Raw genomic sequence first — 24,911 nt, forward strand, 5'->3', positions numbered from 1 at the left:
CCGCCGCTCACCCCGCCCGCTTCCCGGCCGCGCCCGTTTGGCGACCGGCGGCGTCGCGCGCCTCCCGCGAAAGCGCGAAATCCTCCAGCATCTCGGCCATGTCGCGGGATTTCAGCAGCGCCGCCGCCTGCCGCCAGGGCAGCCATTCGCGGGTGCGGTGGCGCTCCTCCCACTCCGCCTCGGGCAGCAGCGCCTCGACCCGCATCTCGAACACCTCGACCGAGCAGACGGCGCCCCATTTTTCAAGCTCGCAGCGGCCCAGCGGCCCGGTCTTGATCTCCCCCAGCGCCCCGGCCTCCTCGCGCGCCTCCATCTCGGCGCTCTGCGCCGCGGTCATGCCGGGCTCGTGCACGCCCTTGGGGATGATGTGGTTGCGCGCGCCGCTTGAGCGGGTGATCAGCACCTCCATCCCGTCCGCGCCCTCGCGCCACGGAATCACCGCCGACTGACGGTAGCAATACTGCGCCCGCGCCCGCCGCCCGGGTTCCCCCGGAAAGGGAAAATCCAGCGGCAGCTCGCACACATGCAGCACCCGGCGCAGCCACGCCGCCCGCCGCCCGGCGCCGATGTCGCCCCGCCCGAGCGTCGCCCAGCGCCCCGGCACCTCCAGCATGGCCAGCGAGGCCGGCCGCAGCCCCGCGGCCTGCGGCCCGGTCAGCCGCCAGACCAGCGCCGACAGCCCCGGATTATGGCCCACGATCAGCACGTTGCGCGCCTCCATGGGAATGCCGGCGATGACGGCGAGCAGATCCTCCGGCGTCGCCTCCCAGATCCGCGCGTCATGGCGGATATCCGGCAGCCGCGTCGGATCCATGGCCTTGTGCATGCGCTCCGCGCTCTGGCGCGCCCGGCGCGCGGGCGAGGCGACGACCAGATCCGGGACCAGCCCCCGTTCGGCAAGAAACAGCCCCACGCGCTCCGCGTCGCGCCGCCCGACATCGGTCAGTTCCCGCGCGGCGTCGCCCTCGGAGGCATGGAGTTCGGCCTCGCCATGGCGAAGCAGCAGCAGATTGCGACTCATGGCGCGCAATCTAGCGTTCCCCGCGGCGAGGTCGAGAGCGTATCGCGCCGCGCCCCGGCGTCGGCGCGACCCGTGGCCCGCGAGACCCAGAACCGATTCGCCGCATTCGCCCGGCCCGCGCGAATCGCCGCCCCGCGCCCAGGTCGGCGCGAAATGAATTTCGCCCGGCAAGACCGCCGGCGCGGCCCCGCGCGGGCGGTTTCCGTCGGTCCCGGCTGGGCGGCATTAGATGAACAGGATGAACGCATTGGGATTTTTCCCCAAGGTTTCCGCCGCCTACGGCGCTCCGATCCGGGCGCTGCCAAATATCCCGAAACCACCCGATCTCTCCACCTCAAGCATTGAAAATATAGCGAAATTTTTATGAATGCCTTGACGTTGCAAGGGAAGTGATGAACGATAATTGAATATTGACGAATGCCGGTTGTTAATCCGTGTGATGTCTTTCCAGTGCGCTTTCCTTGTATCCGTTTCGCGTCCCCAAACCCCGACTGGCGCCAGCGAGCGGACGCGACGATCCGCGATCACTGCGAGAGCCTGTCCATGCCGGCCATAGGCCGGATCAAAGCGGATTGCGGATTGTTGTCATGAAGACCATCGACAAGCTCATTGAAGACATCATCGACGGCGAGGCCATGAAGGCGCCGCTGTTCACCCTCGCTTACGAGGACCGGATCCACGGCCGTCGCGGCGAGGTGCGCCACGCCGCCGCCAGCATCATCTACAGCGAATTCGACACCCGCATGTCCCGGCACATGCACGTCACCGGCGCGGCCGCCTTTCCGACCATCGAGGTCACCACCGGTTTCCGCCCCGCCGACGGATCGGACGAGCCGCGGACCTCGACCGGGGTCGCGCCCACCATCCTCGACGCGCTGATCGGCATCGGCGAAAGCGCCACGCGCGGGCGCGACAGCGTCGAGATCAGCCTCGGCTACGGCGGCGCGGCGCCCGGGAACGGGGATGGCGGGGACGGCGCGCGGCGCATCGTGTTCGACCGCGACATGCTGGACGCCATCCGCATCGCCCGTCAGGCGCTGCACGCCACGGCGGATCCGGTCATGTGCCGGGTGTCCAGCGACCTGCTCGGCGCCACGGTGTTCCTGCCCGGCAGCGAGGACGCGGTGCTGTTCGAGGCGGATTTCACCCGCGCCATGCTGACCGTGCCCGCCCGCGGCCTCGACGCCGATCAGGCGATCCGGGTGCCGCTGTTCAATTTCGAACGCGAATGCAGCGAGACCCCGGCGCTGGTCGCGCGCATGCGCGTGGTGCGCGACATGCTGATGCGCAGCCGCAAGCAGGCGGTGGACGATTTCTGCCGCTACGCCGAACGCGAGGTCACAGAGATCGACCTGTCGCTGCGCGACCGCCGCCTGACCGGGTTCCGCCGCGAGATCGCGCAGGACCTGGTGGGGCGCCTGAAGCTCGCATTCGGCGACGGCCTGCGCGGATTGTCGCCGCATGCGCGCCTGCTCGCCTTCGACTGGGCCGCCGGGGATGACGAGCCGCCCGAGGACGGACCGGCCTCCGATCGACTGGTCACGGCGGGACGGCCGGTGGCCGCGGAATAGGCGCGCAAGGCTTTTCGCGCCGCGATGCGGGAATGCGCCGGGACGCCCCCCGGCGCGCCGCGCGCCCCGGGCTTGACCCGGGACCGCCTGGCTGCAAGGCCGGGCGCCGGGCGCCGGATGTCAGCCGCAGCCGCCCAGCGCGGCGATCTGCATGGGCGCGGTGCTCACGCCAAGCGCCCGGCAGATCGTATAGGGCAGATCGGGATTGTTGAGGGTGTAGAAATGGATGTGCTTCACCCCCTGGCCGATCAGTTCGTCGCATTGTTCGGCGCAGATCGAGGTCGAGAGCAGCTCCGTCACCCCCATCTCATCGGCGTTCTCGTAGGCCTTGCGCATCCAGTCGGGCACCGAGGCCCGGCAGCGCGCGGCGAAATTGCTCATCTTGCGGAAATTCTCGATCGGCAGCACGCCGGGGATGATCGGCGCGTCGATCCCGGCCTTTTCCGCCGCGTCGAGGAAGCGGAAATAATGGTCGTTGTCGAAGAAGAACTGGGTGATGGCGTTGTCGGCGCCGGCGTCGAGCTTGCGCTTCAGATTTTCCAGATCCGCCTTCAGGTCGGCGCTGTCGGGGTGGCGTTCGGGATAGGCGGCGACGGAGATCGCGAAATCGCCGGCCTCGCGGAGCCCGGCCACCAGTTCGGCGGCGTTGCGAAAGCCGTCCGGGTGCGGTTCGAACCCAGCCGCGCCCTTCGGCGGATCGCCGCGCAGCGCCACGATGCGCCGGGCGCCGAGCTTGGCGTAGCCCCGCGCCACGTCCAGCGTGGCCCGCCGCGAGGCGCCGACGCAGGTCAGATGCCCCGCCACCGTCAGCCGCGCGCGGTCGCGGATGGTGAGGATCGCCGCCATGGTCCGGTCCCGCGTCGCGCCCCCCGCGCCATAGGTCACGGAGACGAATTTCGGCCCCAGCGGCGCCAGGCGCTCCACCGAGCGCCACAGGCGCAGGGTCGCTTCCGGCGTGGCCGGCGGGAAAAACTCGAATGAAACGTCGAAATCCGAATCGGATGACATGGTCTTCTCCAGGCTCGCGACGGCGCGGCGCGGCATGCGCGGGCGGGCAAGCGGAATTTCCTGCAAACTAGGGGCTGGAATGCGACGATTCAACTGCTAAATACGACGCAGGGTTGTGGCTGCGCCGTCACCATGGCGCGACGCGACGCGGTATGTCGCGAACGGCCCGCATGAAGTCGCTCGAATGCGCTCATCATCGCCCAGCCGGCCCTATCCGGGTTTTGAGGCCGATGACGCGGCGCCTGCACGAAACACCGCCCGGGGAGACACCGCTTGGCAAAGATCACCATCGTATACTGGCGCGACATCCCGGCGCAGGTGATCGCCGGCGGTCGCCGCCGGGGGGCCAAGAAACAGCTGCCCGAGCGGTTCGAGCAGGCCATCGACCGCTGCGCCATGAAGATCGGGGCGCGGGATTCAGACGCCTATCTGGCCGAATGGCGGCGCGGCGCGCCCTACGAGGTCGAAGGCGACGACGCCGAGGCCGTGGCGGCGGAGGCCGCGCGGATCGAGACCGAATACGATCCGGCGCGGATCCGCGCGCTGATCGAAACCGAGGGCTGGGCGACGGCGCCCGCCTGACAGGGATTGCGAATCGCCGCGCCCGCGGCGGGACCCCGACGCCGCGCAGGCGGTGACAATCTGGTCGCGGAGGAGCGACTGTGGCAGCCACTGGCGACGCCAGGCTTGGAGAATGGCTCATGAGCAAGGTGCTGGATTTCTTTGGCAGGCGGCCCGCCCGGCCCGACGCCGGGCCCGAGTCGCGGATCGGCGATCTCGCCGGGTTCCTGCAGGGGTTCTCGATCGAGGTGATGCCGCGCACCGCCGAGAAGATCGACAGCTTCGCGGCGATCCTGCCCGCGGGCACCCGGGTCTACGTCGCCCATATCGACGGCACGCCGATCGAGGACATGGTCGCCGCCGCCCGGCGCATCGCCGCCGAGGGATTTCCGGTGATGCCGCATTTCCCGGCCCGCATCATCGCCGACAAGGCGATGCTGGGCGACTGGATCGCCCGCTACCGGGGCGAGGCCGGGGTCGATCAGGCGCTGCTGCTCGCCGGCGGGCTGGACGCGCCCAGGGGCGCGTTCGAGACGTCCATGCAGCTGCTGGACTCCGGGCTGTTCGACGGCTTCAAGCGACTGCACGTGGCCGGGCACCCGGAGGGCAACCGCGACATCGACCCCGACGGCTCGGACCGCGCGGCGATGGAGGCGCTGCGCTGGAAACAGGCGTTTTCCGAACGCACCGACGCGCAGATGGCCATCGCCACGCAATTCTGCTTCGAGGCCGCGCCGGTGATCGAATGGGCCGACCGGCTGAAGGCCGAGGGCATCGAACTGCCGATCCATATCGGCGTCGCCGGTCCCGCGAAGCTGCAGACGCTGGTGAAGTTCGCGCTGGCCTGCGGGGTCGGGCCATCGCTGCGGGTGCTGCAACGCCGCGCCAGGGACGTGACCAAGCTGCTGCTGCCCTTCACGCCCGAAGACATCCTGCGCGATCTGGCCGCGCACAAGGCCGCGCATCCCGATTTCGGCGTCGAATCGGTGCATTTCTTCCCGCTGGGGGGCATTCGCAAGACGGCGGAGTTCACCGACGCCGCCGGTTGCCCCGCCGCCGCGTCCATGCGAAAACCCGCCGCGACCGCCTGACGCGACCGCGGCCCCGCCCCGATCCCGCGCGCCGACCGTTTCGGCGCGCTTCGCCTTTGCCCCACGCCGCCTGTCCGAGGACCCCGCGCCCATGACCCGCACCATCGTCGAATCCAAGACCAAGACCGCCATCATCGGCTTTGACCAGCCGTTCTGCGTGATCGGCGAGCGCATCAACCCCACGGGGCGCAAGGCGCTCGCCGCCCAGCTTGAGGCCGGGGATTTTTCCACCGTCGAGAAGGACGCGCTGGAGCAGGTCGCCTGCGGGGCCACCATGCTCGATGTCAACGCCGGCGTGGTCTACAATTCCAACCCCAATCCCAACGAGACCGAGCCGCCGCTGATGCGCAAGGTCATCGAGATGGTGCAGGGGCTGGTGGACATTCCGCTGTGCATCGACAGTTCGGTGCCCGCGGCGCTGGAGGCGGGGCTCGAGGTCTGCCAAGGCCGCCCGCTGGTCAATTCGGTGACCGGCGAACTGGAGCGCCTGGAAGCGATCCTGCCGCTGGTGAAGAAATACAACGTGCCGGTGGTGGCGATCTCCAACGACGACACCGGCATTTCCGAGGACCCGGAGGTGCGCTTCGCGGTCGCCAGGAAGATCGTCGAGCACGCCGCCGATTACGGCATCCCGGCCTGCGACATCGTGGTGGACCCGCTGGTGATGCCCATCGGGGCCATGGCCACCGCCGGGCTGCAGGTGTTCGAACTGGTGCGCAAGCTGCGCATGGAGCTGGGCGTCAACACCACCTGCGGCGCCTCCAACATCAGCTTCGGGCTGCCCAACCGCCACGGCATCAACGCCGCGTTCCTGCCCATGGCCATCGCCTCGGGCATGACCTCGGCGATCATGAACCCGACCCGCCCGCAGGAAATGGACGCCATCCGCGCCGCCAACCTGCTGACCAACAACGACCCCCACGGCGCCGCCTGGATACGCCACAACAAGCCCCCGGCGGCCGAAGGCGCGCCGGTGCGCGGCAACCGCGACGGCCGCCGCCGCCGCCGCCCCGCCGCCTGAATCCTGACGCGCGGATCCGCCGCAAGGCGGATGCCGGCGCCCGGGCCCCAATGGCTTGGGCGCCATTTTTTCATGCGGCGCCGCCTGATGCGGCGCTACCTGATGCGCCGCACCGAGCGCGCGTCGCCGGTCTCCACCACGATCCAGTTTTCGTCCACCACCACGCCGTCGGCGTCATAGGAAACGTCGCCGATCTTTTGCAGCGTCAAGGCGCCGTCGATCTCGCGAAACACCGAGAACGTCCAGACCCCGCTGGCGGCGCCGGTCTCGCTGCCGTTGATCCGCTGCTCCACCCATTCCTCGCCGCCGGTCTTCAGCACGTAGTCGCAAAACCCCTCCACGCGTTCGCAATTATGGGGCGTGTAGGTTTCAATCGGCGCGCCGTCGGGGGCTTCGAAGGCGGTCACCCGGCCCTGGGGATCGTAGCGCATGCGGCCCACCAGCTGCGCCGCGTCGCCCTCGCCGAGCGTGACCGCCCAGGCCGAACCGGTCTCGTCGCGGGTCTCCAGCCTCATCTCGATCACCTGACCGGAGACCAGGCGATAGCCGTAGCTGGCGCCCGGCTGCAGGGTTTCGAAGGGCGTCTGCGCCGCCGCCGCCGCAGGAATGGCGAACAGGAAGGCGGATCGGGCGAGAAGGCGATGGAACGGAGTCACGGCGTGGTCCTCTGGCGGCGCTGCTGCTCCGGAGGCGAACCGCTATCGAACCGAAGCGCCCGAAGCCTAGCGCAGCCGGCGCGCGCCGCAAAGCCGCAAGGCGGGGCTTGCGGCTTGCCGGGGCGGGGGCGCGCCCGATACCATCCGCAGGCGCGTGCACGCCCTGCTCCGCAACGGAGGTTGCCATGAATGCGATCGATATCCTCAAGACGCCGCTCTACCTCGCCGATCTGGCCGGCGGCGGGAAATCCTTCATCGACAATCCGCTGCTCGGCAGCGCGCGCCTCAACGCCATGGGCCTTCACGTGGCGCGAATCACGCTGGCCGAACGCATGGCCGATGCGCGGCGGCGGCGGCTCGAACATCTGGTCAGCCCCGCGGACGTGGCCGACTACGCCCGCGACGGCGTCGTCATCCGGCGCAACCTGCTGGCGGCGGATGATTTCGCGCGGCTGTCCGAGGCGGTGGAAAACCACGCCTTCGAGGCCCATGAGATGAAGCAGGGCGACACCGTCACCCGTTTCATCGCCCTGCCGCCGCGCGTGCTGGCCGAGATCCCGGAGCTGAAGCTGGTCATCGAGAACCCGGTGTTTCAGGGGCTGCTGCGCTACGCGGCCTCGACCTCGGGGGATCCGATATCCTACCTGCACACGGTGATCACCGATCCCGGCAAGGGGCGCCCCGACCCGCAGACCGCGTATCATTCGGACACCTTCCACGCCACGGCGAAATGCTGGTTCTTCCTGCGCGACGTGGAGCTTGCCGACGGTCCGTTCTGCTACGTGCCGGGATCCCACCGCCTGACCTCGGGGCGGCTGGACTGGGAGCGCGCGCAATCCCTGACCGCGTGGAAGGGCGAGAACCGGCTGCATTCGCGCGGATCGTTCCGCGCCGCCGCCGATGAATTGCACGACATGGGCTATGGCGCGCCGATCCCGCTGCCGGTGCCCGCCAACACGCTGGTGGTGGCGGATGTGCACGGGTTTCACGCGCGCCACCCGGCGACCCGCCCGTCGCTGCGGCTCGGGATCTACGGGTCGCTGCGACGCAACCCGTATCTGCCCTGGGCCGGCGGCGATCCCATGACCCTGCCGATGCTGCGCAACCGCAAGGCGGCGGCCTATGACGTGATCCTGAACCTGCGCGAAAGGATCACCGGGCGGCCCTCGGCGCAGCCCGGCGTGGGACGGGCGCGGCCGGGGGATCCGGGGCGGCGCTGACCGGCGTTCGGGCGCCGCCGAAGGGCGACGTTCGGGCGCCGCGCGAAGCGCCAACGCGCCGCATCGCCGGGGCTTGCCTTCAGCGCCCGCCCCGCTAGAAAGGCCATATGGCTGCCTTATCAAATACCACGACGCCCGACGCGGCGGATCCGCGCGGCGATCGCCGCGCCCGGCGCAATGTCTACGCGCTGGTCGCGGCGCAGGCGATACTCGGGTCGCAGATGCCGGTGCATTTCGTGCTCGGCGGGCTGGCGGGGCAGATGCTGTCGCCGCAGAAATGCCTCGCCACGCTGCCGATATCGCTGATCGTGCTGGGCTCGATGTTCGCGGCGCCGGCGATGTCGGCGCTGATGGGCCGCTACGGGCGGCGCACCGGCTTCATGCTTGGGGCCGCCGGCGGGGCGACCGGCGCGGCGCTGTGCGCGCTGGCGCTGTATTACGGGTCGTTTCCGTTGTTTCTGGCAGGCACGTTCCTCACCGGCATCTACATGAGCGCCCAGGCCTTCTACCGCTTCGCCGCCGTCGACACGGCGTCCGAATCCTACAAGCCCCGGGCGATTTCCTGGGTGATGGCCGGCGGGCTGCTGTCGGCGATACTCGGACCGCAGATCGTCAAGCTGACGGCGGATTCGCTGACCCCGATCCCCTTCGCCGGCGCCTATGTCGCGGTGATCGCGCTGAACGGCGTGGGCATGTTCATCTTCATGCTTCTCGACATCCCGCGCCCGCCGCGGCGCACCGCCGACACGCCGCGCGGCCGCAGCATCGGCGAATTGCTGGCCACGCCGCATATCCTGGTGCCGATGATCTGCGCCATGGTCGCCTATGCGCTGATGAACCTGGTGATGACCTCGACGCCGCTGGCGGTGGTGGGCTGCGGTTTCGCCAAGGAGGACGCGGCGGACATCGTGTCCGCGCATGTGCTGGCGATGTTCGCGCCAAGCTTCTTCACCGGGCGGCTGATCAACCGATTCGGGGTGGAGAAGATCGTCGCCACCGGTCTGTCGATTCTCGCCGGCGCCGGGCTGGTGGCGCTGACCGGGGTGGAACTGGAAAATTTCTTCGGCGCGCTGATGCTGCTGGGGATCGGCTGGAATTTCGCCTATATCGGGGCCACCTCCATGCTGACCGAGGCCTACGCGCCCCATGAGCGCGCGCGGGTGCAGGGCATGAACGATTTCGCGGTGTTCGGGCTGGTGACGCTGGCGTCGCTGGCCTCGGGCGGGCTGATGAACTGCGCCGGCGGCGACCCCGAGACCGGCTGGACCGCGGTCAACATCGCCATGGTCCCGTTCCTGGCGCTGGCCGGCGGCGCGCTGATCTGGTTCGCGGTGAAGCGGCCCGAGCGCCGGATCTGATCCCGGCCCCAATCCCGGGTCCCGCCCCGGACCGGTGTCGGGCGCCCGCCCGTCGCGCGGGCGCTACTGGCCCGGGGCGCGCAGCAGGCCGTCGACCGTGTTGGCGCCGATATTGCCGAGGTTGCCGAACAGCTGCTGCAGGATGGTCAGCTCGCGCCCGAATGTCGGCGTGGTGCGGGTGACGAGGTTGATCACCCGCCCGTCCTCCAGCCCGTATTGATCGACCCCCTGCACCAGCCCCTCGGCGTCGTAGCGCACCGCCACCACCCGGCGTTCGGTGACCTCGGGGGCGTTGTAGGCCAAGGTCTCGAAACGCGAGCCCACGTAATACCAGGTGTCGTCGCGGACCACGCCGCCGGTCAGCGGACGGCCGATCTTGCGGGTCACGGAATCGGCGGTGTCGATCCCCGGCTCGATCGCCGTGAGCTGCTCGGACGTGGGCGCATATCCATGCACGGTGACGATAGGCGTGCACGCCGCGCCAAGCGAAGCCAGAAACATCGCGCCGATCACCGTTTTGGCGGCCATGGAATTCTCCCCGATGCGGCAATGGTCAAGGCGCCGCGCATCCCGATCCCACCTACCGCGCGAAAGACGCGATTTCAAGGCGCGAGGGCGCGACAGCGGTTGAGCTTGCGCGAAAATCAGGTCATCTAGCGGCCATAGACCGGGCGCGGCGCGCTTGCCGCGCGCCGGGCGCGTGTAGCGGCGCCGCGCCAGCGGCGCCTGCCGGAGGCGATCCCCATGGCCCGAACCCCGCCCCCTTCCCCCGCCGCGGACCCCGCCGCGATCAAGACCGCCGAGTTTTCGCGACCGCATCGCGTCGCCGCCCTGCCCGAGGCCGGCGTCGCCTTCAGCGACAAGGCGACCAGGGCCGAATGCGCCGCGCTGGCGGCCCGCTACGGGGTGCTGGCGGTGCGCCGGTTCTCGGCCACGGGCGACATCCGGCCCGAGGGCGAGGGCTGGCGGCTGCGCGGCGTCGTCCGCGCCCGCATCGTCCAGACATGCGTAGTGACGCTTGAGCCGGTGGAGCAGATCATCGAGGAGCCGTTCTCGCGGCTTTACCTGCCCGGGATCGCGGCGCCCGACATCGCCGACATCAACCCGGATCCCGACGTCGAGGACCCGCCCGAACCGCTGCCAAGGTCGCTCGACCCAGGCGAGGCGGCGGCCGAAGTCGCGGCGCTGGCCATCGACCCCTATCCTCGCGCCGAAAGCGCGGAGTTCAGGGGCGCCGCCGCCGCGCCGGAGGGCGTGGCCCCGATGCGCGACGAGGAAACCCGCCCCTTCGCCGGGCTGGCGGCGCTGCGCGACCGGATCGACGGCGGCGAGAGCCAGGATTAGCGGCGAAAGCCGCCGCGGCGCCGCGCGCTGTCGCACGGCGCCGCAACAAATCCGTCGCAACCGGCGGCGACGATGCAGAATCCCCTTGCCCTTCCTGCTTTATCGCGTATTTTCCGCGTCTCGTTTCCAGCAGCGTTGAACGTTCTGGCGCGGTCCTGCGATGACGCGGCGCGCGCGGCGGGCAATGGGTCGCGGGGCCGGGCGCAGAACGCGCCGACGGAACCGGGCCGGCGGGACGAGCGGGCGGGCGGACAGCGCCCAATGAAACACCGGGCGGACAACGCCCAACCAAACACCGGGCGCGCATGCGCCCAACCAAACACCGGGCGCGCTCGCGCCCAATGAAACACCGCGCGCCGAATGGGCGTCGCAGCGGATCAGGCGGACGCGCATGCGCCGCGCATACAAAGGTTGAGAACATGGCGGTCCCCCAGAATCGAGTCACGAGTTCCAAGCGCAACATGCGCCGCGCCCATGACGCGCTGGTGGCGGAAAGCTCCAACGAGTGCCCCAATTGCGGCGAGCTGAAGCGCCCCCACCACGTCTGCGGCGCCTGCGGCCACTACGCCGGGCGCGAGGTCGTCTCCATGGTCGAGGACATCGACCTTGACGACGAGGCCTGAGGCCCCGAATCTGGCTTTGGCCGGCAAGATCGCCCAGCCGCCGCGCCGGGCCGGACATCCGGCCGGGCGACGGCCCCGACGCCTGACCGCGTGAGCCCTGCCGCGCGATCGCGGCGCCGTCCCGAAAACGGAGCAACGTCCAGATGACGCCAGACCCGGGATCGCGCGGCCGCATCGACAGCACGGATCTGGTGATTTCGATCGACGCCATGAGCGGCGACCGCGGCCCCGCCGTGGTCGTCGCCGGCATGGCCGACTGCGCCCGCGACGCGCCCGACGTCAATTTCATCCTGCATGGCGACGAACCGGAGCTGGCGGCGCTGCTGGCGCGATCCGCCGCGCTGACCGGCCGGGTGGAGATCCGCCACGCCCCGGGCAAGGTCAGCATGGACGAAAAACCCTCGCGGGTGATGCGCTCCGCCCGCGACACCTCGATGCTCAGCGCCATCGACGCGGTGGCCGGGGGCGAGGCCGGGGCCATCGTGTCCTGCGGCAACACCGGGGCGCTGATGGCGCTGTCGGTGCTGCGCCTGCGCCGCGCCCCGGGCGTGGACCGCCCGGCGATCGCGGTGCTCTGGCCCTCGGACAACCCCGCCGGGCGCAACATCGTGCTCGACGTGGGCGCCGACATCCGCGCCGATCCGGGCAACCTGCTGCAATTCGCGGTCATGGGGGCCGAATACGCCCGCATCGGACTGAATCTCGGCCGCCCGCGCGTCGGCCTGCTGAATGTGGGATCGGAGGCGCACAAGGGCACCGCCGATCTGCGCCGCGCCGCCGAGATGATCGACGCCGAGGCGGCGCGCCCCGGCGCCGGCATGACCTATGCGGGCTTCGTCGAGGGCGGCGACATCCTCTCCAGCCGCGTTGACGTGATCGTGACCGACGGCTTCACCGGCAACACCGCGCTGAAAACCGCCGAGGGCACCGCCCGCCTGATCCTCGAACAGCTGCGGCTGGCCTTCGACCATTCCCTTCTCAGCCGGCTCGGGGCGCTGGCCGCCAAAAGCTCGCTGCGCCGCCTGCAGGCGCGCATCGACCCGCGCCGGGCCAATGGAGGCGTGTTCCTGGGGCTGAACGGCGCAGTGGTGAAAAGCCATGGCGACGCCGACGCCACCGGGGTCGGCGCAGCGATCCGGCTGGCCGCGACCATGGCGCGCAACGCCTTCACCGACCAGGTGGCGGAACATGTTGCAAACGCCCTGCTGGGCCGAGAGACTGCCGTCAACGAATCGAGCGCAGCGGAGAAATCGGCCAAATGAGCGTCTTGCGGGCAATCCCGGCCGGGTGCGGCCATTATCTGCCCGAGCGGATCGTCGAAAACGCCGAATTCGCCAAAAGCCTGGACACCACCGACGAATGGATCCGCACCCGCTCGGGCATCGAGCGGCGTCATTTCGCGGCCCCGGGGCAGAAAACCTCGGACCTGGCCATCCGCGCCGCAAGACAGGCGCTGGAAAGCGCCGGGATGACCGGCGCCGATCTCGACGCCATCGTGCTGGCCACCGCCACCCCGGACCAGACATTTCCGTCGACGGCGACCCGGGTGCAGCACGCGCTCGACATGCGCCACGGCTTCGCCTTCGATGTGCAGGCGGTCTGCGCGGGCTTTGTCTATGCGCTGTCCACCGCCAATGCGATGATCATCTCGGGGCAGGTGAAAACCGTGATGGTGATCGGCGCCGAAACCTTCAGCCGCATCATGGACTGGAGCGACCGCGCCACCTGCGTGCTGTTCGGCGACGGCGCCGGGGCGCTGATCCTCACCGCCGGCGAGGGCGAGGGCGGGCTCGCCGATCAGGGGGTGATGGCGGTGCGCCTGCATTCCGACGGCGCCCACAACCAGTTGCTTTACGTCGATGGCGGCCCCTCCACCACCCAGACCGCCGGCCTGCTGCGCATGGAGGGCCGCAAGGTGTTCCAGCACGCGGTGCATAAGCTCGCCGCCGTGGCCCACGAAACCCTGGACGCCGCCGGCGCCGGGCCTGACGACCTCGACTGGATGGTGCCCCATCAGGCCAATATCCGCATCATCGAGGCCACCGCGAAGAAGATGGGCCTGCCCATGGAGAAGGTGGTGGTGACCGTGCAGAGCCACGGCAACACCTCCGCCGCCTCGATCCCGCTGGCGCTGTCGGCGTCGGTGAGCGCGGGCAAGATCAGGCGCGGCGACCTGCTGCTGATGGAGGCCATCGGCGGCGGCCTGGCCTGGGGCGCGGCGCTGATGCGCTGGTAGGCGCGCCCGCCCGGCGCCCAGCCCCGAGCACGGCCCCGAGCACGGCCCCGCGCAGGCCCCGCGCAGGCCTTGGGCGACGCATTCAATCCGCTGTCCGAACACCCCCGGATACCTTCCTGTCACGGCAACCCAAGAGCGCTTTCCAAGTGCTTGATATTGACTCCAATTCCTGATTGCACCTAGGCTTGCGATTGTATGATCGGCAAAAGCCGGCGACATTGGGGGCGCCTCTCACGGTCGCCTTGAACCAACAGGGAAAAGGGGCCTCATATGTCATCCAGGACATACACGCGGCTTGATCTGAGCGAAGCTGTCTATCGCGAAGTCGGCCTGTCGCGCAATGAATCCGCGGAACTTGTTGAAAGCATCCTGAGCCACGTCTCCGACGCGCTGGTCAAAGGCGAATCGGTCAAGATCTCGTCCTTCGGCACCTTCAGCGTGCGCGACAAGGGCGCGCGAATGGGCCGCAACCCCAAGACCGGGGAGGAAGTGCCCATCGAACCCCGCCGCGTGCTGGTCTTTCGCCCGTCGCATATCCTGAAAGACCGGATCAACGCGGGCCACGCCGCCTGACGGGCCGCGCGGCCCAGGAGGATTGCGTAGCATATGACCAAGTCCCCGCAAGCGTTCCGCACCATCAGCGAGGTCTCCGGCAGCCTGGAGATCCCCGCCCATGTCCTCCGGTTCTGGGAAAGCAAGTTTTCCCAGATCAAGCCGATCAAGCGCGGCGGCGGGCGGCGGTATTACCGGCCCGAGGACGTGACCCTGCTCATGGGCATCCGCGAATTGCTGTATGACGACGGCATGACCATCAAGGGCGTGCAGAAGATCTTTCGCGAACGCGGCGTGCGCCATGTGGTGGAACGCGGCGAGGCGCTTGGCGGCGCGGCGGCTCCGGCCCGCATGGACGGCGGGACCGAGGCCGGGGCGGGCGCCAACGGCGTCGCCGAACCGAAGGCCGCGCCTGCGGAGCCCCCTGCGGAGCCCGGCGCCGCGCCGTCGCCCCCCGATGGCGGCGGCGTCCGCGACCAGGCCGATGGCGGGACCGATGACGCCGCCGGCGCAGGGGCCGATTTCAGGGCCGGTGACGGGACAGGTGGCGGGACAGGTGGCGGGGCCAGTGACGAAGGCGGCGCGGCGGATGGCCGCGACGCGCGGGACCGCGCCCGCGTGCTTGCCGTCATCGCCAAGCTCGAAGCCCTGCGCGATCGTCTGCGCGCCGATCCCGCGCCGCTGTCCGAAGACGAACCCGCCGCAACCACCCCGGCGGCGCCCGCGCGCCGCGCCGCCCCGCCCGCGCGCTGACCGCCTGGAAAGCCGTCTCCATGCCCGCAGCAATCGGCCCTTGCCTCACCGGCGCGGGCGCAGTAAACCCCGCCCATCAACGGGCTGTAGCGCAGCTTGGTAGCGCGTCCGTCTGGGGGACGGAAGGTCGTGAGTTCGAATCTCGCCAGCCCGACCAGTTGATCCGACGCCAGTCCCGCGAGGGGCTGGCGTTCGGCGTTTCGCCGCCCCGCAAACCGGCAAAGGAGGCGACGCCTTGACCAACGCGACCCCGGCGATCGCGGGATCGGCGGCCGGCGGCGCCCCCGACGGGGTGCTCCCGTCCCAGAGCATCCGCGCCATGATCGCCCGCGGCCAGATCGCCGCGGACGCCGGCGCCGGCGCCCCGGCCGGCGTGCCCCGGGCCCAGGTCCAGCCCGCCAGCCTCGACCTGCGGCTGGGCGACAAGGCCTACCGGGTGCGCGCGTCGTTCCTGGCCGGCGAGGGCAAGACCGTTTCCGAGCGCCTCGACGCCTTCGCCATGCATGATTTCGATCTGTCGCGCGGCGCGGCGCTGGAAAAGGGCTGCGTCTATGTGGTGCCGCTGATGGAGCGCCTGACGCTGCCGGGCAATGTGTCCGCCGTCGCCAACGCCAAAAGCTCCACCGGGCGGCTCGACCTGTTCACCCGGCTGATCACCGATGGCGGCGTCGAATTCGATCGCATCGAGGCCGGCTACGAAGGGCCGCTCTACGCCGAGATCTCGCCTCGGTCCTTCTCGGTGCTGGCGCGCCCCGGCATGCGGCTCAACCAGGTCCGGTTCCGGCGCGGGGCGCGGGCGTTCAGCGACGACGACCTGCGGGCGCTGCACGCGCGCACGCCGCTGGTGGACGTGGCGCCGCGCATCGATGGCGGTCTGGGGTTCTCGGTCGATCTGCGGGCGCGCAGCGGCCCGGTGGGCTGGCGCGCAAAACCCCATTCCGGGCTGATCGACCTCGACCGCATCGGCCGGTACGACCCGGCGGAATTCTGGGCGCCGGTGCGCCCCAACGCCTATGGTTCGGTGATCCTCGACCCCGGCGCCTTCTACATCCTGGTCAGCCGCGAAAGCGTCTGCATCCCGCCCGATTTCGCCGCCGAGATGGCGCCCTATCTGGCCATGGCCGGCGAATTCCGCGTCCACTACGCCGGTTTCTTCGATCCCGGATTCGGCCATGCGGCGGCGGGCGGCGCCGGGTCGCGCGGGGTGCTGGAGGTCCGGTGCTACGAAGCCCCCTTCGCGCTCGAACACGGCCAGATCGTCGGCCGCCTGGTCTACGAACCCATGGCCGAGACCCCGGACATCCTCTACGGCAAGCAGGTCGGCTCCAACTATCAGGGGCAGGGCCTGAAGCTGGCCAAGCAGTTCCGAAATCCCTGAGGGCTTCGCCTGCGCCGACTCAAACGGCGGATCAGTCGAACATGTCGTCCTGATCCTCGCCGCCATCGCCCGCGCCATCCCCGGCGTCGTCATCCTCGTCGCCTTCCGGCGGCGGGCGGCTGTCGAGCAGCCCGGCCTCGCGCAGTTCCTTCACCCCGGGCAGGTCGCGCGCGCTCTCCAGCCCGAAATGATCCAGGAACCCCTCGGTCACCACGAAAGTCACCGGCCGCCCCGGGGTGAGCCGGCGGCGGCCGAGCCGGATCCATTCGCGCTCCAGCAGCAGGTCGATGGTGCCCTTGGACACCGAAACGCCGCGGATCTCCTCGATCTCGGCACGGGTCACCGGCTGGTGATAGGCGATGATCGCCAGGGTTTCGATGGCGGCGCGGGACAACTGCCGGGTCTCGACGGTTTCCCGTGTCATCAGGAACCCCAGATCGGGCGCGGTGCGGAACGCCCATTTGTCGCCGACCCGGTTCAGCGCCACGCCGCGCCCCTCGTAGCGGCGGCGCAGATGCTCGATCGCCTCGCGCGCGTCGCTGCCATGGGGCAGGCGCTGCTCGATGTCCCGGGCCGAGAGCGGCGCGGCGGCGGCGAACAGCACCGCTTCGACCATGCGTTCCTGCTCGGCCATCACCGGCGCGTCGAACAGCGACTCCAGCGGCGCGCGCCCGACGGGCGGATCGCCCTTCGCCCTGTCCGCCGCGTCGGTCATGCCGGCGGGCGGCGGCGCAGGGAAATCTCGCCGAAAGGTTCGTCCTGTCGGATCTCGGCCTCGCCGAGCTTGACCATCTCCAGCGTCGCCGCGAAGGTCGCGGCCAGCGCCGAGCGGCGCTTTGCGGGGTCCGCCAGCCAGCCGGCGGGCAGGAAGGCCGACAGCCGCCCCCAGTCGATGGCGTGGCCAATGACGCCGCGCAGGCGCTCCAGCGCCTCGTCCATGGAATAGACCCGCTCGCGCTTCATGCGCAGCGGCTGGTAATCGCCCCTTGTCTTGATTCGGGCATAGGCGCGCATCAGGTCGATCAGACTGGCCTCATGCACCACCCGGCGGCGCAGGGTCACGGTCTGGGGCGCGCCGCGCGCAAAAAAATCCTTGCCCAGCCGGTCGCGCGCCATCAGCCGCGCCGCGGCGCGGCGCATGGCGTGCAGACGTTCGAGCTGAAAGGCCAGATGCGCGGCAAGATCCTCGGCGCTGGGCCCCTCCTCGGTCGGGTCGGGGGGCAGCAGCAGGCGCGATTTCAGATAGGCGAGCCACGCGGCCATCACCAGATAGTCGGCGGCGAGTTCGATGCGCAGCTTCTTGGCGGCCTCGACGAAGACCAGATATTGTTCGGCGAGTTGCAGGATCGAGATCTTGCGCAGGTCCACCTTCTGGGTGCGCGACAGGGTCAGCAGCAGGTCCAGCGGCCCCTCGAACCCGTCCACGTCCACCACCAGCGCCTCGGCCGCGACGCGGTCCCGCGTCGCCAGCCCGCCGGCGCGCCCGTCGGCGAGATCGCGCGGCGCGACGGCGCGGCGCAGGGGGGCGGCGTCAGACATGGGCGGCCTCCTCCAGCAGCAGGTCATGGCGGCGCGCGGCCTCGGCCTCGTCGAAGGGCTCGGGCGCCCGGCGCGCAGCCAGCGCGGCGGCGGCGCGCGCCGCCGCGCGACCCGCGAGGCGCGGGGTCTCGCCAAGCAGCGCTTCCATCTCGGCGCGATCGCCGTTGCAATGCAGGATCATGTCGCAGCCCGCCGCCAGCGCCGCCGCCGCGCGCGCGCCGTAGCCGCCGCTGAGCGCGTTCATCGACAGGTCGTCGGTCATCAGCAGCCCGTCAAAGCCGATCTCGTCGCGCATCAGCGCGATGCAGGCGGGCGAAACCGTGGCGCAATTGTCCGGATCCACGGCGCTGTAGATCACATGCGCGGTCATCGCCATGGGCAGGTCGGCGAGCGCGCGGAACGGCGCGAAATCCGCCGCCAGATCGGCGCGCGAGGCGGCGACCACCGGCAGCGCGCGATGGCTGTCGCTGGTGGCGCGCCCATGCCCCGGCATGTGCTTGATCACCGGCAGCGTCCCGCCCGCCAGCAGCGCATCGGCGACGATGCGCCCGCGCCGGGCCACCTTGTCCGCGTCATCGCCCATGGCGCGCGCGGCGATGATCGGGTCGCTGTCCGGACGGGCCACGTCGAGCATGGGCGCGCAATTCACGTCGATTCCCAGCGCGCGCAGCTCCGCCGCGATCAGGCGAAACCGCAGGCGCAGGGCGGCGGCGGTCACCGAATCCGGCGGCGCGCCGGGTCCGGGGCCGCAGACATCCGGCATCCACGGCCATTCGCGCCATCGGGGTCCGCGCAGCCGCGCCACGCGTCCGCCCTCCTGATCGACGAGGATCGGCGCCTCGCGCCCCACCGCGTCGCGAAGATCGCCTGTGAGTCGGCGGATCTGATCGGGCGTGTCCAGATTTCGGGCGAACAGGATGAAGCCCCAGGGGTCGGCCGCGGCGAAGAAGCGCCGCTCCGCCGCGCCCAGCGCCGGGCCCTCGCAGCCGAGGATCGCCGCGCGGGCGCCGGTCACTGCCGCACCCGCGCCACGATGCAGGCCTCGGATCGCGCCTTCAGCGCCGCGCATAATTCCTGCGCGGCGGCGCGGGTCTTCAGCGGCCCGACGCGCAGCCGAAACAGATCGCGCCCGCCCGAGCGCACCGTGGTGACCGCATGGACGTAGTCGCGCAGCAGATCGTCGTTGCGGCGGCGCTTGGCGCGCCACTGGGCCTCGGCCACCTGCGGGGTGTTGAAGGCGCCAAGCTGGATGACCACGTCGCCTGCGGCCAGCGTCGCGGGGGCGGCGGGGGCGACGCTTTCAGCGGCGGGGGCGGGTTCAGCGGCGGCGGCGGGGGCGGGGGACCCCGCAGCGGCGCGGGCGATCCGCAGGCGGGGCACGGGGGTCACTTTCGGCGCGTTCGCGGTGGCGTCGGGCGGATCGACGGGGCGGCCGGACTCGACCTGCGCCTTGGGCGGATCGTAGCCCTCCGCCGGAGGGATCAGCCTGAAGGGCGCGCCGGCGCCGGCCGCGGATTCGGGCGCGGCGGTCGCGTCAGGATTCGAGTCTGCGTTCGGGCCTGATCTGGGGCCAGGACCCGGGGCCGGCGCGTCGTCGGGCCGCGTCGCCGGCGCCGGCGGCGGGCCGATGCGTTCGGCCAGGTCGGGGATGGGGCGGTCTTCCTCGGCGGGGTATTCGGCGTCGGGCAGCACGGTGACGATGCCGGAATCGGTCTCGCCCGAGACCAGCCGCGTGACGGCGAGATCGCTGTCCCCCATCTTCAGCCCGCCCGCGTCGTCGGGGCGTTTCTTCATGGGGCCGAGCAGGGCGCGCACCACGGGCACCTCGCCCACGTCGCGCGTGCCGAGCTTCCAGCCCCAAAGCCCGAGTCCGCCGATCACCGCCAGCGCCAGGGCCGCGGCCAGCGCCCGGCCAGGAAAACCCGGCGGACGGCGTCCGCCAAACGCGTCAAGATCCGAGGCCATGTGCGACATGGGGTCTCTGCCTGTTATGTTCGCGACCCTATTTTGGGCCGCTTGCTGCTCAAACCCCGATATGTGCTTGCGGTTACCGCATTTCGTTGATCGGAGTAACGCCTAGAATACCAAGACCGGCGGAGATGACAACCGCGACGGCGCGAATCAGCGCCAGCCGCGCCTCGGCGCCGGGCTCGTCGGCGCCCTGAACGAAGCGCAGCGACGGGTCGTCCTTGCCCTGATTCCACAGACTGTGAAATTCCGCCGCAAGATCATAAAGATAGAACGCGATCCGGTGGGGTTCGTGGCTGCGCGCCGCAGTTTCGAGCAGCCGTGGCCATTCGGCAACCTTGCGCGCCAGACCAAGCTCCGCCGCGTGGCGCAGCGGCGACAGATCCGGCGCGACCCCGGATAGGAGCGAATCAGTGGAGATTCCGGCCTCGCGCGCGGTTTTCATCACCGAATGCACCCGTGCATGGGCGTATTGAACGTAGAACACCGGATTGTCGCGGGATTGCTCCAGCACCTTGGCGAAATCGAAATCCAGCGGCGCGTCGTTCTTGCGGGTGAGCATCACGAACCGGGTCACGTCCCGCCCGACCTCCTCCACCACGTCGCGCAGGGTGACGAAGGTCCCGGCGCGCTTGGACATCTTGAACGGCGCGCCGTTCTTGTAGAGCTTCACCAGCTGGCACAGCTTGATGTCGAGCGGCACGCGGTTGTCCGACAGCGCCGCAACCGCCGCCTTCATGCGTTTCACATAGCCGCTGTGATCGGCGCCGAGCACGTCGATCAGCAGGTCGTAGCCGCGCTGGATCTTGTCGTAGTGATAGGCGATGTCGGGGGCGAAATAGGTCCAGCCGCCATCGGATTTCTTCAGCGGCCGGTCCACGTCGTCGCCGAAATCGGTGGATCTGAACAGGGTCTGGGGCCGGGGTTCCCAATCCTCGGGCTTGCGGCCCTTGGGGGGCTCCAGCACGCCCACATACATCAGCCCCTTGTCGTCGAGCGACTGCACGGCGGCCTCGATCAGCCCGCCGCCATAGAGCGATTTTTCCGAAAAGAACGCGTCCATCTTCACGCCGATGCGCGCCAGGTCGTCGCGGATCAGATCCATCATCATGGCGGTGGCGAAATCGCGGATCTCGGCCAGCCATTCGGATTCGGGGCGGTCCAGCAGGGTCTCGCCGTATCTGTCCTTCATCGCGGCCCCGAGCGGGATCAGGTAATCGCCGGGATACAGCCCCTCGGCGATTTCGGGGTCCCGCCCGCAGGCCTCGCGGTAGCGCTCGTAGACCGAGCGCGCCAGCACGTCCACCTGCGCGCCGCCGTCATTGATGTAGTATTCCCGCGTCACCGCGAAGCCGGCGAAATCCAGCAGCGCGGCCAGCGCGTCGCCGAACACCGCGCCGCGCGCATGGCCCACATGCAGCGGCCCGGTGGGGTTGGCGGAGACGAATTCCACGTTGACCTTCAGGCCCGCGCCCATGGTCGAGCGCCCGAAATCCGCGCCCTCGCCCAGCGCCGCGGCCACCGCCGCGCGCCACTGATCGGCGACGAGCCGCAGGTTCAGGAACCCGGGGCCGGCCACCTCGGCGGCCTCGACGCGGGGATCGGCGATCAGCTTCGCGGCCAGCGCCTCGGCCAGATCGCGCGGCTTGGTCCCGGCCTTTTTCGCCAGCACCATGGCGGCGTTGGTGGCCATGTCGCCATGGGCGGCGTCGCGCGGCGGCTCCACCGTCACATTGGCGAAATCCAGCCCCGCGGGCAGCGCGCCTTCGGCGGCAAGCGCGGCCAGGGATTCGAGCACGAGGTTTCTGATATCGGCGAAAAGGTTCATCGCTTTGGCCCTGAGCACGTGATCGGACGGGTTTGGCGCTGCCTAGCATGGCGCCGGGGTCGAGGCCATGCGCAAACCGCCGCCCAGCCCGCCCCGGGCCGGGGGGGCGGCGGATCAGGGCTTGTCGCGGATCCACAGCTCCACCCGGCGGTTGATGCGCCGCCCGGACAGGCTTTCGTTGCAGCCCACGGGGGCCAGTTCGCCATAGCCCATCACCTTGAAATCGATCTTGTCGAGCGCGCCCGCCGGGGCCGCGGCCTCGATCGAGGCGCGCACCTTGTCGGCCCGCCGGAACGACAGCTTGCGGTTCAGATCGGCGCGCCCGACGCTGTCGGTGAAGCCGGCGATCAGCACCTGCTTCTCGCCGATGCGCGGATCCGAAAGATATGCGACGACGCGGCTGACATCGCCGCGCGCCTTGTTGTCGAGCTGCGAGGAGCCGGGGTTGAAACGGAACGTGGCCGACAGGCGCTGCGCCGCGATCAGTTCGCCGGCCAGCTCGCGCATCCGCGCGTAGTCGAATTCCGGCGAGGGGTCGGTGAAGGCCATGGCGAAGCGCATGCCCTGGGCGTCGATCTTGCGCGCCTCGATCGCCTGGTCGACGAAACCGGCGTCGGCGATCACGTTCTGCGCCTCGTCCGACTGCGCGAAGGCCAGCAGGCGCGCGGCGTGGCGCGGCAGCGTCCCGCCGCGCGTATACAGGAACAGGCGGCGCGCCAGCGGGTATTCCTCGGTCTTGACGCCAAAGGCGTCGGGGGCGGCGATCAGCCCGCATTCGGTGCGGATCCCCAGCGGCTTGGCGGCGCGGATGCTGGCGATGCCCGCGAAGCCGATGCCGCCCGGATCCAGCGCCACGTCGTCGCTCAGCGCGTCGGCGTCGTCGCGGCGCCGGGCGCCTGCGGCGATCTCCAGCCCGCGCGGCGCCATCACGCCGGCGGCGAAGGCGTCGAGCCCCCCGGCGCCCTCGGTCGCGGCGTAGAGGTTGATCCCGCCCGGCGCCCCGCCGAGTTCGGCCCAGTCGGTGATCTCGCCCGCGAAGATGGCGGCGACGTCGTCCAGCGACAGCGCGTCGACGGGATTGCGCGGCGACACCAGCATCACCAGCCCGTCCAGCGCCAGCACCTGTTCGTGGCGCGGGTCGGTCATGTCGGCGACGCCGGCGGCGCGAAAGCGCGCGGCCTCGCGATCGCGGAGCGGGCGCGCCGCCCTGGCGATCGCGGCCTCCCCCGCCAGCCGGGCCCGGAACCCGGCGCCGGCGCCGGCGCCGGCGAGGCCTACGGCGGCGACCTCCGCGCCATCGGGCGACAGGATCTTCATCTCCAGCCCGCCCTGCGCGTCGCGCGCCTGCACCAGGTCCGCGTCCAGCGAATCGGCGTAGCCGAGCAGCAGCGCGGGCATCAGCGCGGCGCCGATCGCCCCTGAACCCGCAACCGTGAAATCCGATTTCAGCAACGCCGGATCGGGGCAATCCTCGCCCTCGCAGGACACCTGCATGGCGTTGATGCGCAATTCGCCGATCGAGGTCTTGATCACGAAGGCCTCGCCGGTGAACTCCACCAGCTCGCCCGACAGCGCCACCGCCCCGTCATGGGATCGCAGCGTCACCGTTCCCGCGGCCGCGCCTTCCCATGCGCCGCCCGTCGCGATCGCCAGCGCGCCTGCGCCCGCAAGCCATCGAGAGAGCATGTTGCCAGGCATGTTCGGATCCTTGTCTCGTCGCGCCGCGGACGCCGCGGCCCGGCGGCGCGTCAGGTCATTTCCGCACGATCACGATGTCGCGCACCAGGTCGGTCAGGAACATCGCGTTGCCGGTCACGGGCACGCCGCAGGGCGCGGCCACGATCGCCCGGCCGGGTCGCCGCTCCAGCCTGCCGTTTTCGAATCTCAGCGTGCGCAGCACCGGCGAGGCGGCCAGCGACAGCCCGCAATACGGATCGCGCGGGCGTGCGCCCCGGCTGGCGAATTCCACCGCCAGGCGAATCACCCCGTCGGGCGAGCGCCGGCCGCTGTTGAAGCTGTAGACCTCGATGTTGTCGCCCTGCCCCTCGATGGCGGGGAAATCTTGCAGCGCCCCGGTGCGCCCGCGCCGGAAGCCGCGCGGATCCGGAGGCGAACCGACCCAGACATGACCCTTGTCGTCGGTTCCGGCCCCGTATTCGAAGGCGTGAAGGTTGAGATCCACCGGATCGGTCCAGACCAGCGCCACGCGCAGGATGCGCTTGGCGTCCATCAGCCGCGCCGCGGCCTGCGCGGTCGCGCCGTCGCCGGCGTCGAGCGTCACCCGCGCCGCCCGGTCGAAGGCCGGGATCAGGGTCGAGATCCGGCCCGCCGCGTCAAAGCGCAGGGCGAAATTCAGCCCGGCGTGACGCAGCACCGCCACCCGTCCGGCGCGACAGGCCGATGCGGCGTCAATCTGCAGCATGGCGCCGCTGATGGCGGCGGCGCGCAGCGTCACCGGACAGGACGCCGCCGGCGGCGGCGGCGCGCGGGTTGGCCGCCCGGACCGCGCCCCGGACGCCGCCGGGCGGGCGGAAGGCGGCGCCGGTCGGGCGATGGGCGGACGGGCCAGCAGCGCGGCGATGGGCGCGCTCGGGCGCAGGGCGGCCTGCTTGTCGCCCGCCGCGGCGAGCATGCGCGCCGCCACGGCGGGCGAGATGATCTCCGCGCCGGGCGCGCTGTGCGCCGCCTTGTCCGCGATCGCGGCGACCGGCGCCCGTGGCGCGGTCGCGCCGGCTTGCCCCGCCTGAACTTGCCCCGCCTGAACTTGCCCCGCCTGAACTTGCCTCGTCGGGACTTGCCTCATCGGGGCGGGCCCGGCAGGCTTGGGCGCGGCGATCCGGGGTCCCGACGGCGATGGACCGGGTTCGGGCGCGGTCCCCATGGCGACAGGCGCCGCCCCGGTCTGCGCCGTCGCGGCGAGCACCGTCACCGGAGTGGGAGTGGGAGTGGGAATCGGCGTGGCGCCCGAAGCCCGGCCCGCGACCTGCGGCGACGGCGCGGGCGTTGGCGCGGGCGTTGGCGCGCGCCCACCCCCAGCGGCGGCCAATTGCGCGGCGCCGGAATCGCGGTCATCCTGCCCGAACACCCGAACCGGCGTGCGCGGCGGGGTCCCCGCTGGCGCGGCGGGCAGAACGGCGAGCGACGAGCCCCGCGACGAGCCCCGCGACGGGGCGACCACGAGCG

Annotated in this window: 24 protein-coding genes and 1 tRNA gene; 14 read left to right on the plus strand and 11 right to left on the minus strand. The window is 70.7% G+C overall.

The features are described from left to right. Positions 1 to 7 precede the first annotated feature (7 nt). Positions 8 to 1,021: a histidine phosphatase family protein gene (locus AC1HC7_RS16865; RefSeq protein WP_479499251.1), complete on the minus strand. Its 1,014-nt coding sequence runs from the start codon at positions 1,019 to 1,021 to the stop codon at positions 8 to 10. A gap of 587 nt (positions 1,022 to 1,608) precedes the next feature. Between AC1HC7_RS16865 and AC1HC7_RS16870 the strand changes: the two genes are divergently transcribed. Next, positions 1,609 to 2,592 carry a hypothetical protein gene (locus tag AC1HC7_RS16870; protein ID WP_479498312.1) on the plus strand — a complete coding sequence of 328 codons (984 nt, stop codon included), beginning with the start codon at positions 1,609 to 1,611 and terminating at the stop codon, positions 2,590 to 2,592. 120 nt (positions 2,593 to 2,712) lie between these two features. Here AC1HC7_RS16870 and metF read toward each other — a convergent pair whose 3' ends face one another. Further along, positions 2,713 to 3,600 (minus strand): methylenetetrahydrofolate reductase [NAD(P)H], encoded by an 888-nt coding sequence (gene metF, locus AC1HC7_RS16875; RefSeq protein WP_479498311.1) that lies wholly within the window; start codon positions 3,598 to 3,600, stop codon positions 2,713 to 2,715. A gap of 273 nt (positions 3,601 to 3,873) precedes the next feature. On the opposite strand from metF, the gene AC1HC7_RS16880 reads away from it, so the two are divergent. The 3 genes from AC1HC7_RS16880 to AC1HC7_RS16890 all read left to right on the plus strand — a co-directional run bounded on the left by AC1HC7_RS16880 (position 3,874) and on the right by AC1HC7_RS16890 (position 6,273). Beyond that, on the plus strand, positions 3,874 to 4,182 hold the full coding sequence (locus AC1HC7_RS16880; protein ID WP_479498310.1) for a virulence factor: 309 nt from the start codon (positions 3,874 to 3,876) through the stop codon (positions 4,180 to 4,182). Positions 4,183 to 4,301: 119 nt separating this feature from the next. Further along, a complete protein-coding gene (locus tag AC1HC7_RS16885) occupies positions 4,302 to 5,252 on the plus strand; it encodes a methylenetetrahydrofolate reductase (protein ID WP_479498309.1) in 951 nt (316 codons plus the stop codon). Positions 5,253 to 5,343: 91 nt separating this feature from the next. After that, positions 5,344 to 6,273, plus strand: a complete 930-nt coding sequence (locus tag AC1HC7_RS16890; protein WP_479498308.1) for a methyltetrahydrofolate cobalamin methyltransferase — start codon at positions 5,344 to 5,346, stop codon at positions 6,271 to 6,273. Positions 6,274 to 6,368: 95 nt separating this feature from the next. On the opposite strand, the gene AC1HC7_RS16895 is transcribed toward AC1HC7_RS16890, so the two are convergent. Then, complete coding sequence (locus AC1HC7_RS16895; protein ID WP_479498307.1) at positions 6,369 to 6,929, minus strand: hypothetical protein; 561 nt, start codon at positions 6,927 to 6,929, stop codon at positions 6,369 to 6,371. Between the two features lie 185 nt (positions 6,930 to 7,114). Between AC1HC7_RS16895 and AC1HC7_RS16900 the strand changes: the two genes are divergently transcribed. Together AC1HC7_RS16900 and AC1HC7_RS16905 are read left to right on the plus strand one after the other, a co-directional pair. Beyond that, positions 7,115 to 8,149, plus strand: a complete 1,035-nt coding sequence (locus tag AC1HC7_RS16900; protein ID WP_479498306.1) for a phytanoyl-CoA dioxygenase family protein — start codon at positions 7,115 to 7,117, stop codon at positions 8,147 to 8,149. A gap of 107 nt (positions 8,150 to 8,256) precedes the next feature. Then, the gene (locus AC1HC7_RS16905; protein WP_479498305.1) at positions 8,257 to 9,507 is read left to right on the plus strand and encodes an MFS transporter; all 1,251 of its coding nucleotides are present in this window, start codon (positions 8,257 to 8,259) and stop codon (positions 9,505 to 9,507) included. 63 nt (positions 9,508 to 9,570) lie between these two features. Here AC1HC7_RS16905 and AC1HC7_RS16910 read toward each other — a convergent pair whose 3' ends face one another. Beyond that, positions 9,571 to 10,035, minus strand: coding sequence for an outer membrane protein assembly factor BamE (locus AC1HC7_RS16910; protein WP_479498304.1), 465 nt, complete (start codon positions 10,033 to 10,035; stop codon positions 9,571 to 9,573). A gap of 216 nt (positions 10,036 to 10,251) precedes the next feature. On the opposite strand from AC1HC7_RS16910, the gene AC1HC7_RS16915 reads away from it, so the two are divergent. From AC1HC7_RS16915 to AC1HC7_RS16950, 8 genes are all read left to right on the plus strand, one after another. Further along, entirely contained in the window at positions 10,252 to 10,851 is a 600-nt protein-coding gene (locus AC1HC7_RS16915) for a YceD family protein (RefSeq protein WP_479498303.1), read from the plus strand. Positions 10,852 to 11,270: 419 nt separating this feature from the next. Continuing rightward, positions 11,271 to 11,474 (plus strand): 50S ribosomal protein L32, encoded by a 204-nt coding sequence (rpmF, locus tag AC1HC7_RS16920; RefSeq protein WP_479498302.1) that lies wholly within the window; start codon positions 11,271 to 11,273, stop codon positions 11,472 to 11,474. A 143-nt stretch (positions 11,475 to 11,617) separates the two neighbouring features. Beyond that, positions 11,618 to 12,736: a phosphate acyltransferase PlsX gene (gene plsX, locus AC1HC7_RS16925; RefSeq protein ID WP_479498301.1), complete on the plus strand. Its 1,119-nt coding sequence runs from the start codon at positions 11,618 to 11,620 to the stop codon at positions 12,734 to 12,736. Continuing rightward, on the plus strand, positions 12,733 to 13,710 hold the full coding sequence (locus AC1HC7_RS16930) for a beta-ketoacyl-ACP synthase III (RefSeq protein WP_479498300.1): 978 nt from the start codon (positions 12,733 to 12,735) through the stop codon (positions 13,708 to 13,710). Before plsX ends, AC1HC7_RS16930 begins: the two co-directional genes overlap by 4 nt. 270 nt (positions 13,711 to 13,980) lie before the next feature. Further along, positions 13,981 to 14,283, plus strand: a complete 303-nt coding sequence (ihfA, locus tag AC1HC7_RS16935) for an integration host factor subunit alpha (RefSeq protein WP_479498299.1) — start codon at positions 13,981 to 13,983, stop codon at positions 14,281 to 14,283. A gap of 33 nt (positions 14,284 to 14,316) precedes the next feature. Next, positions 14,317 to 15,015, plus strand: coding sequence for a MerR family transcriptional regulator (locus AC1HC7_RS16940; protein ID WP_479498298.1), 699 nt, complete (start codon positions 14,317 to 14,319; stop codon positions 15,013 to 15,015). Between the two features lie 80 nt (positions 15,016 to 15,095). Then, a tRNA-Pro gene (locus AC1HC7_RS16945) sits at positions 15,096 to 15,172 on the plus strand. A gap of 78 nt (positions 15,173 to 15,250) precedes the next feature. After that, complete coding sequence (locus AC1HC7_RS16950; RefSeq protein ID WP_479499252.1) at positions 15,251 to 16,393, plus strand: 2'-deoxycytidine 5'-triphosphate deaminase; 1,143 nt, start codon at positions 15,251 to 15,253, stop codon at positions 16,391 to 16,393. A gap of 31 nt (positions 16,394 to 16,424) precedes the next feature. On the opposite strand, the gene scpB is transcribed toward AC1HC7_RS16950, so the two are convergent. The 7 genes from scpB to AC1HC7_RS16985 form a co-directional block, all read right to left on the minus strand. Further along, entirely contained in the window at positions 16,425 to 17,108 is a 684-nt protein-coding gene (scpB, locus tag AC1HC7_RS16955) for an SMC-Scp complex subunit ScpB (protein WP_479498296.1), read from the minus strand. Then, positions 17,105 to 17,932, minus strand: coding sequence for a segregation and condensation protein A (locus tag AC1HC7_RS16960; RefSeq protein WP_479498295.1), 828 nt, complete (start codon positions 17,930 to 17,932; stop codon positions 17,105 to 17,107). The genes scpB and AC1HC7_RS16960 overlap by 4 nt, the downstream gene beginning before the upstream one ends. Next, the gene (locus AC1HC7_RS16965; protein ID WP_479498294.1) at positions 17,925 to 19,001 is read right to left on the minus strand and encodes a glycoside hydrolase family 3 N-terminal domain-containing protein; all 1,077 of its coding nucleotides are present in this window, start codon (positions 18,999 to 19,001) and stop codon (positions 17,925 to 17,927) included. Before AC1HC7_RS16965 ends, AC1HC7_RS16960 begins: the two co-directional genes overlap by 8 nt. Next, a complete protein-coding gene (locus AC1HC7_RS16970; protein ID WP_479499253.1) occupies positions 18,944 to 19,906 on the minus strand; it encodes an SPOR domain-containing protein in 963 nt (320 codons plus the stop codon). Before AC1HC7_RS16970 ends, AC1HC7_RS16965 begins: the two co-directional genes overlap by 58 nt. Positions 19,907 to 19,979: 73 nt before the next feature. Then, on the minus strand, positions 19,980 to 21,728 hold the full coding sequence (argS, locus tag AC1HC7_RS16975; RefSeq protein WP_479498292.1) for an arginine--tRNA ligase: 1,749 nt from the start codon (positions 21,726 to 21,728) through the stop codon (positions 19,980 to 19,982). A gap of 114 nt (positions 21,729 to 21,842) precedes the next feature. After that, entirely contained in the window at positions 21,843 to 23,426 is a 1,584-nt protein-coding gene (locus AC1HC7_RS16980; RefSeq protein WP_479499254.1) for a phosphate ABC transporter substrate-binding/OmpA family protein, read from the minus strand. Positions 23,427 to 23,481: 55 nt separating this feature from the next. Beyond that, entirely contained in the window at positions 23,482 to 24,360 is an 879-nt protein-coding gene (locus AC1HC7_RS16985) for a hypothetical protein (protein ID WP_479499255.1), read from the minus strand. Positions 24,361 to 24,911: the final 551 nt, after the last annotated feature.

The organism is Oceanicella sp., assembly GCF_056449545.1.

Coding starts and splice junctions, on each gene's coding strand:
- AC1HC7_RS16865 (WP_479499251.1), bottom strand. CDS start 1,021: ATGAGTCGCAATCTGCTGCTGCTTCGCCATGGCGAGGCCGAACTCCAT.
- AC1HC7_RS16870 (WP_479498312.1), top strand. CDS start 1,609: ATGAAGACCATCGACAAGCTCATTGAAGACATCATCGACGGCGAGGCC.
- metF (WP_479498311.1), bottom strand. CDS start 3,600: ATGTCATCCGATTCGGATTTCGACGTTTCATTCGAGTTTTTCCCGCCG.
- AC1HC7_RS16885 (WP_479498309.1), top strand. CDS start 4,302: ATGAGCAAGGTGCTGGATTTCTTTGGCAGGCGGCCCGCCCGGCCCGAC.
- AC1HC7_RS16890 (WP_479498308.1), top strand. CDS start 5,344: ATGACCCGCACCATCGTCGAATCCAAGACCAAGACCGCCATCATCGGC.
- AC1HC7_RS16900 (WP_479498306.1), top strand. CDS start 7,115: ATGAATGCGATCGATATCCTCAAGACGCCGCTCTACCTCGCCGATCTG.
- AC1HC7_RS16905 (WP_479498305.1), top strand. CDS start 8,257: ATGGCTGCCTTATCAAATACCACGACGCCCGACGCGGCGGATCCGCGC.
- AC1HC7_RS16910 (WP_479498304.1), bottom strand. CDS start 10,035: ATGGCCGCCAAAACGGTGATCGGCGCGATGTTTCTGGCTTCGCTTGGC.
- AC1HC7_RS16915 (WP_479498303.1), top strand. CDS start 10,252: ATGGCCCGAACCCCGCCCCCTTCCCCCGCCGCGGACCCCGCCGCGATC.
- rpmF (WP_479498302.1), top strand. CDS start 11,271: ATGGCGGTCCCCCAGAATCGAGTCACGAGTTCCAAGCGCAACATGCGC.
- plsX (WP_479498301.1), top strand. CDS start 11,618: ATGACGCCAGACCCGGGATCGCGCGGCCGCATCGACAGCACGGATCTG.
- AC1HC7_RS16930 (WP_479498300.1), top strand. CDS start 12,733: ATGAGCGTCTTGCGGGCAATCCCGGCCGGGTGCGGCCATTATCTGCCC.
- ihfA (WP_479498299.1), top strand. CDS start 13,981: ATGTCATCCAGGACATACACGCGGCTTGATCTGAGCGAAGCTGTCTAT.
- AC1HC7_RS16940 (WP_479498298.1), top strand. CDS start 14,317: ATGACCAAGTCCCCGCAAGCGTTCCGCACCATCAGCGAGGTCTCCGGC.
- scpB (WP_479498296.1), bottom strand. CDS start 17,108: ATGACCGACGCGGCGGACAGGGCGAAGGGCGATCCGCCCGTCGGGCGC.
- AC1HC7_RS16960 (WP_479498295.1), bottom strand. CDS start 17,932: ATGTCTGACGCCGCCCCCCTGCGCCGCGCCGTCGCGCCGCGCGATCTC.
- AC1HC7_RS16965 (WP_479498294.1), bottom strand. CDS start 19,001: ATGCGCGGCGCTGAAGGCGCGATCCGAGGCCTGCATCGTGGCGCGGGT.
- AC1HC7_RS16970 (WP_479499253.1), bottom strand. CDS start 19,906: ATGTCGCACATGGCCTCGGATCTTGACGCGTTTGGCGGACGCCGTCCG.
- argS (WP_479498292.1), bottom strand. CDS start 21,728: ATGAACCTTTTCGCCGATATCAGAAACCTCGTGCTCGAATCCCTGGCC.
- AC1HC7_RS16980 (WP_479499254.1), bottom strand. CDS start 23,426: ATGCCTGGCAACATGCTCTCTCGATGGCTTGCGGGCGCAGGCGCGCTG.
- AC1HC7_RS16985 (WP_479499255.1), bottom strand. CDS start 24,360: ATGCTCGCCGCGGCGGGCGACAAGCAGGCCGCCCTGCGCCCGAGCGCG.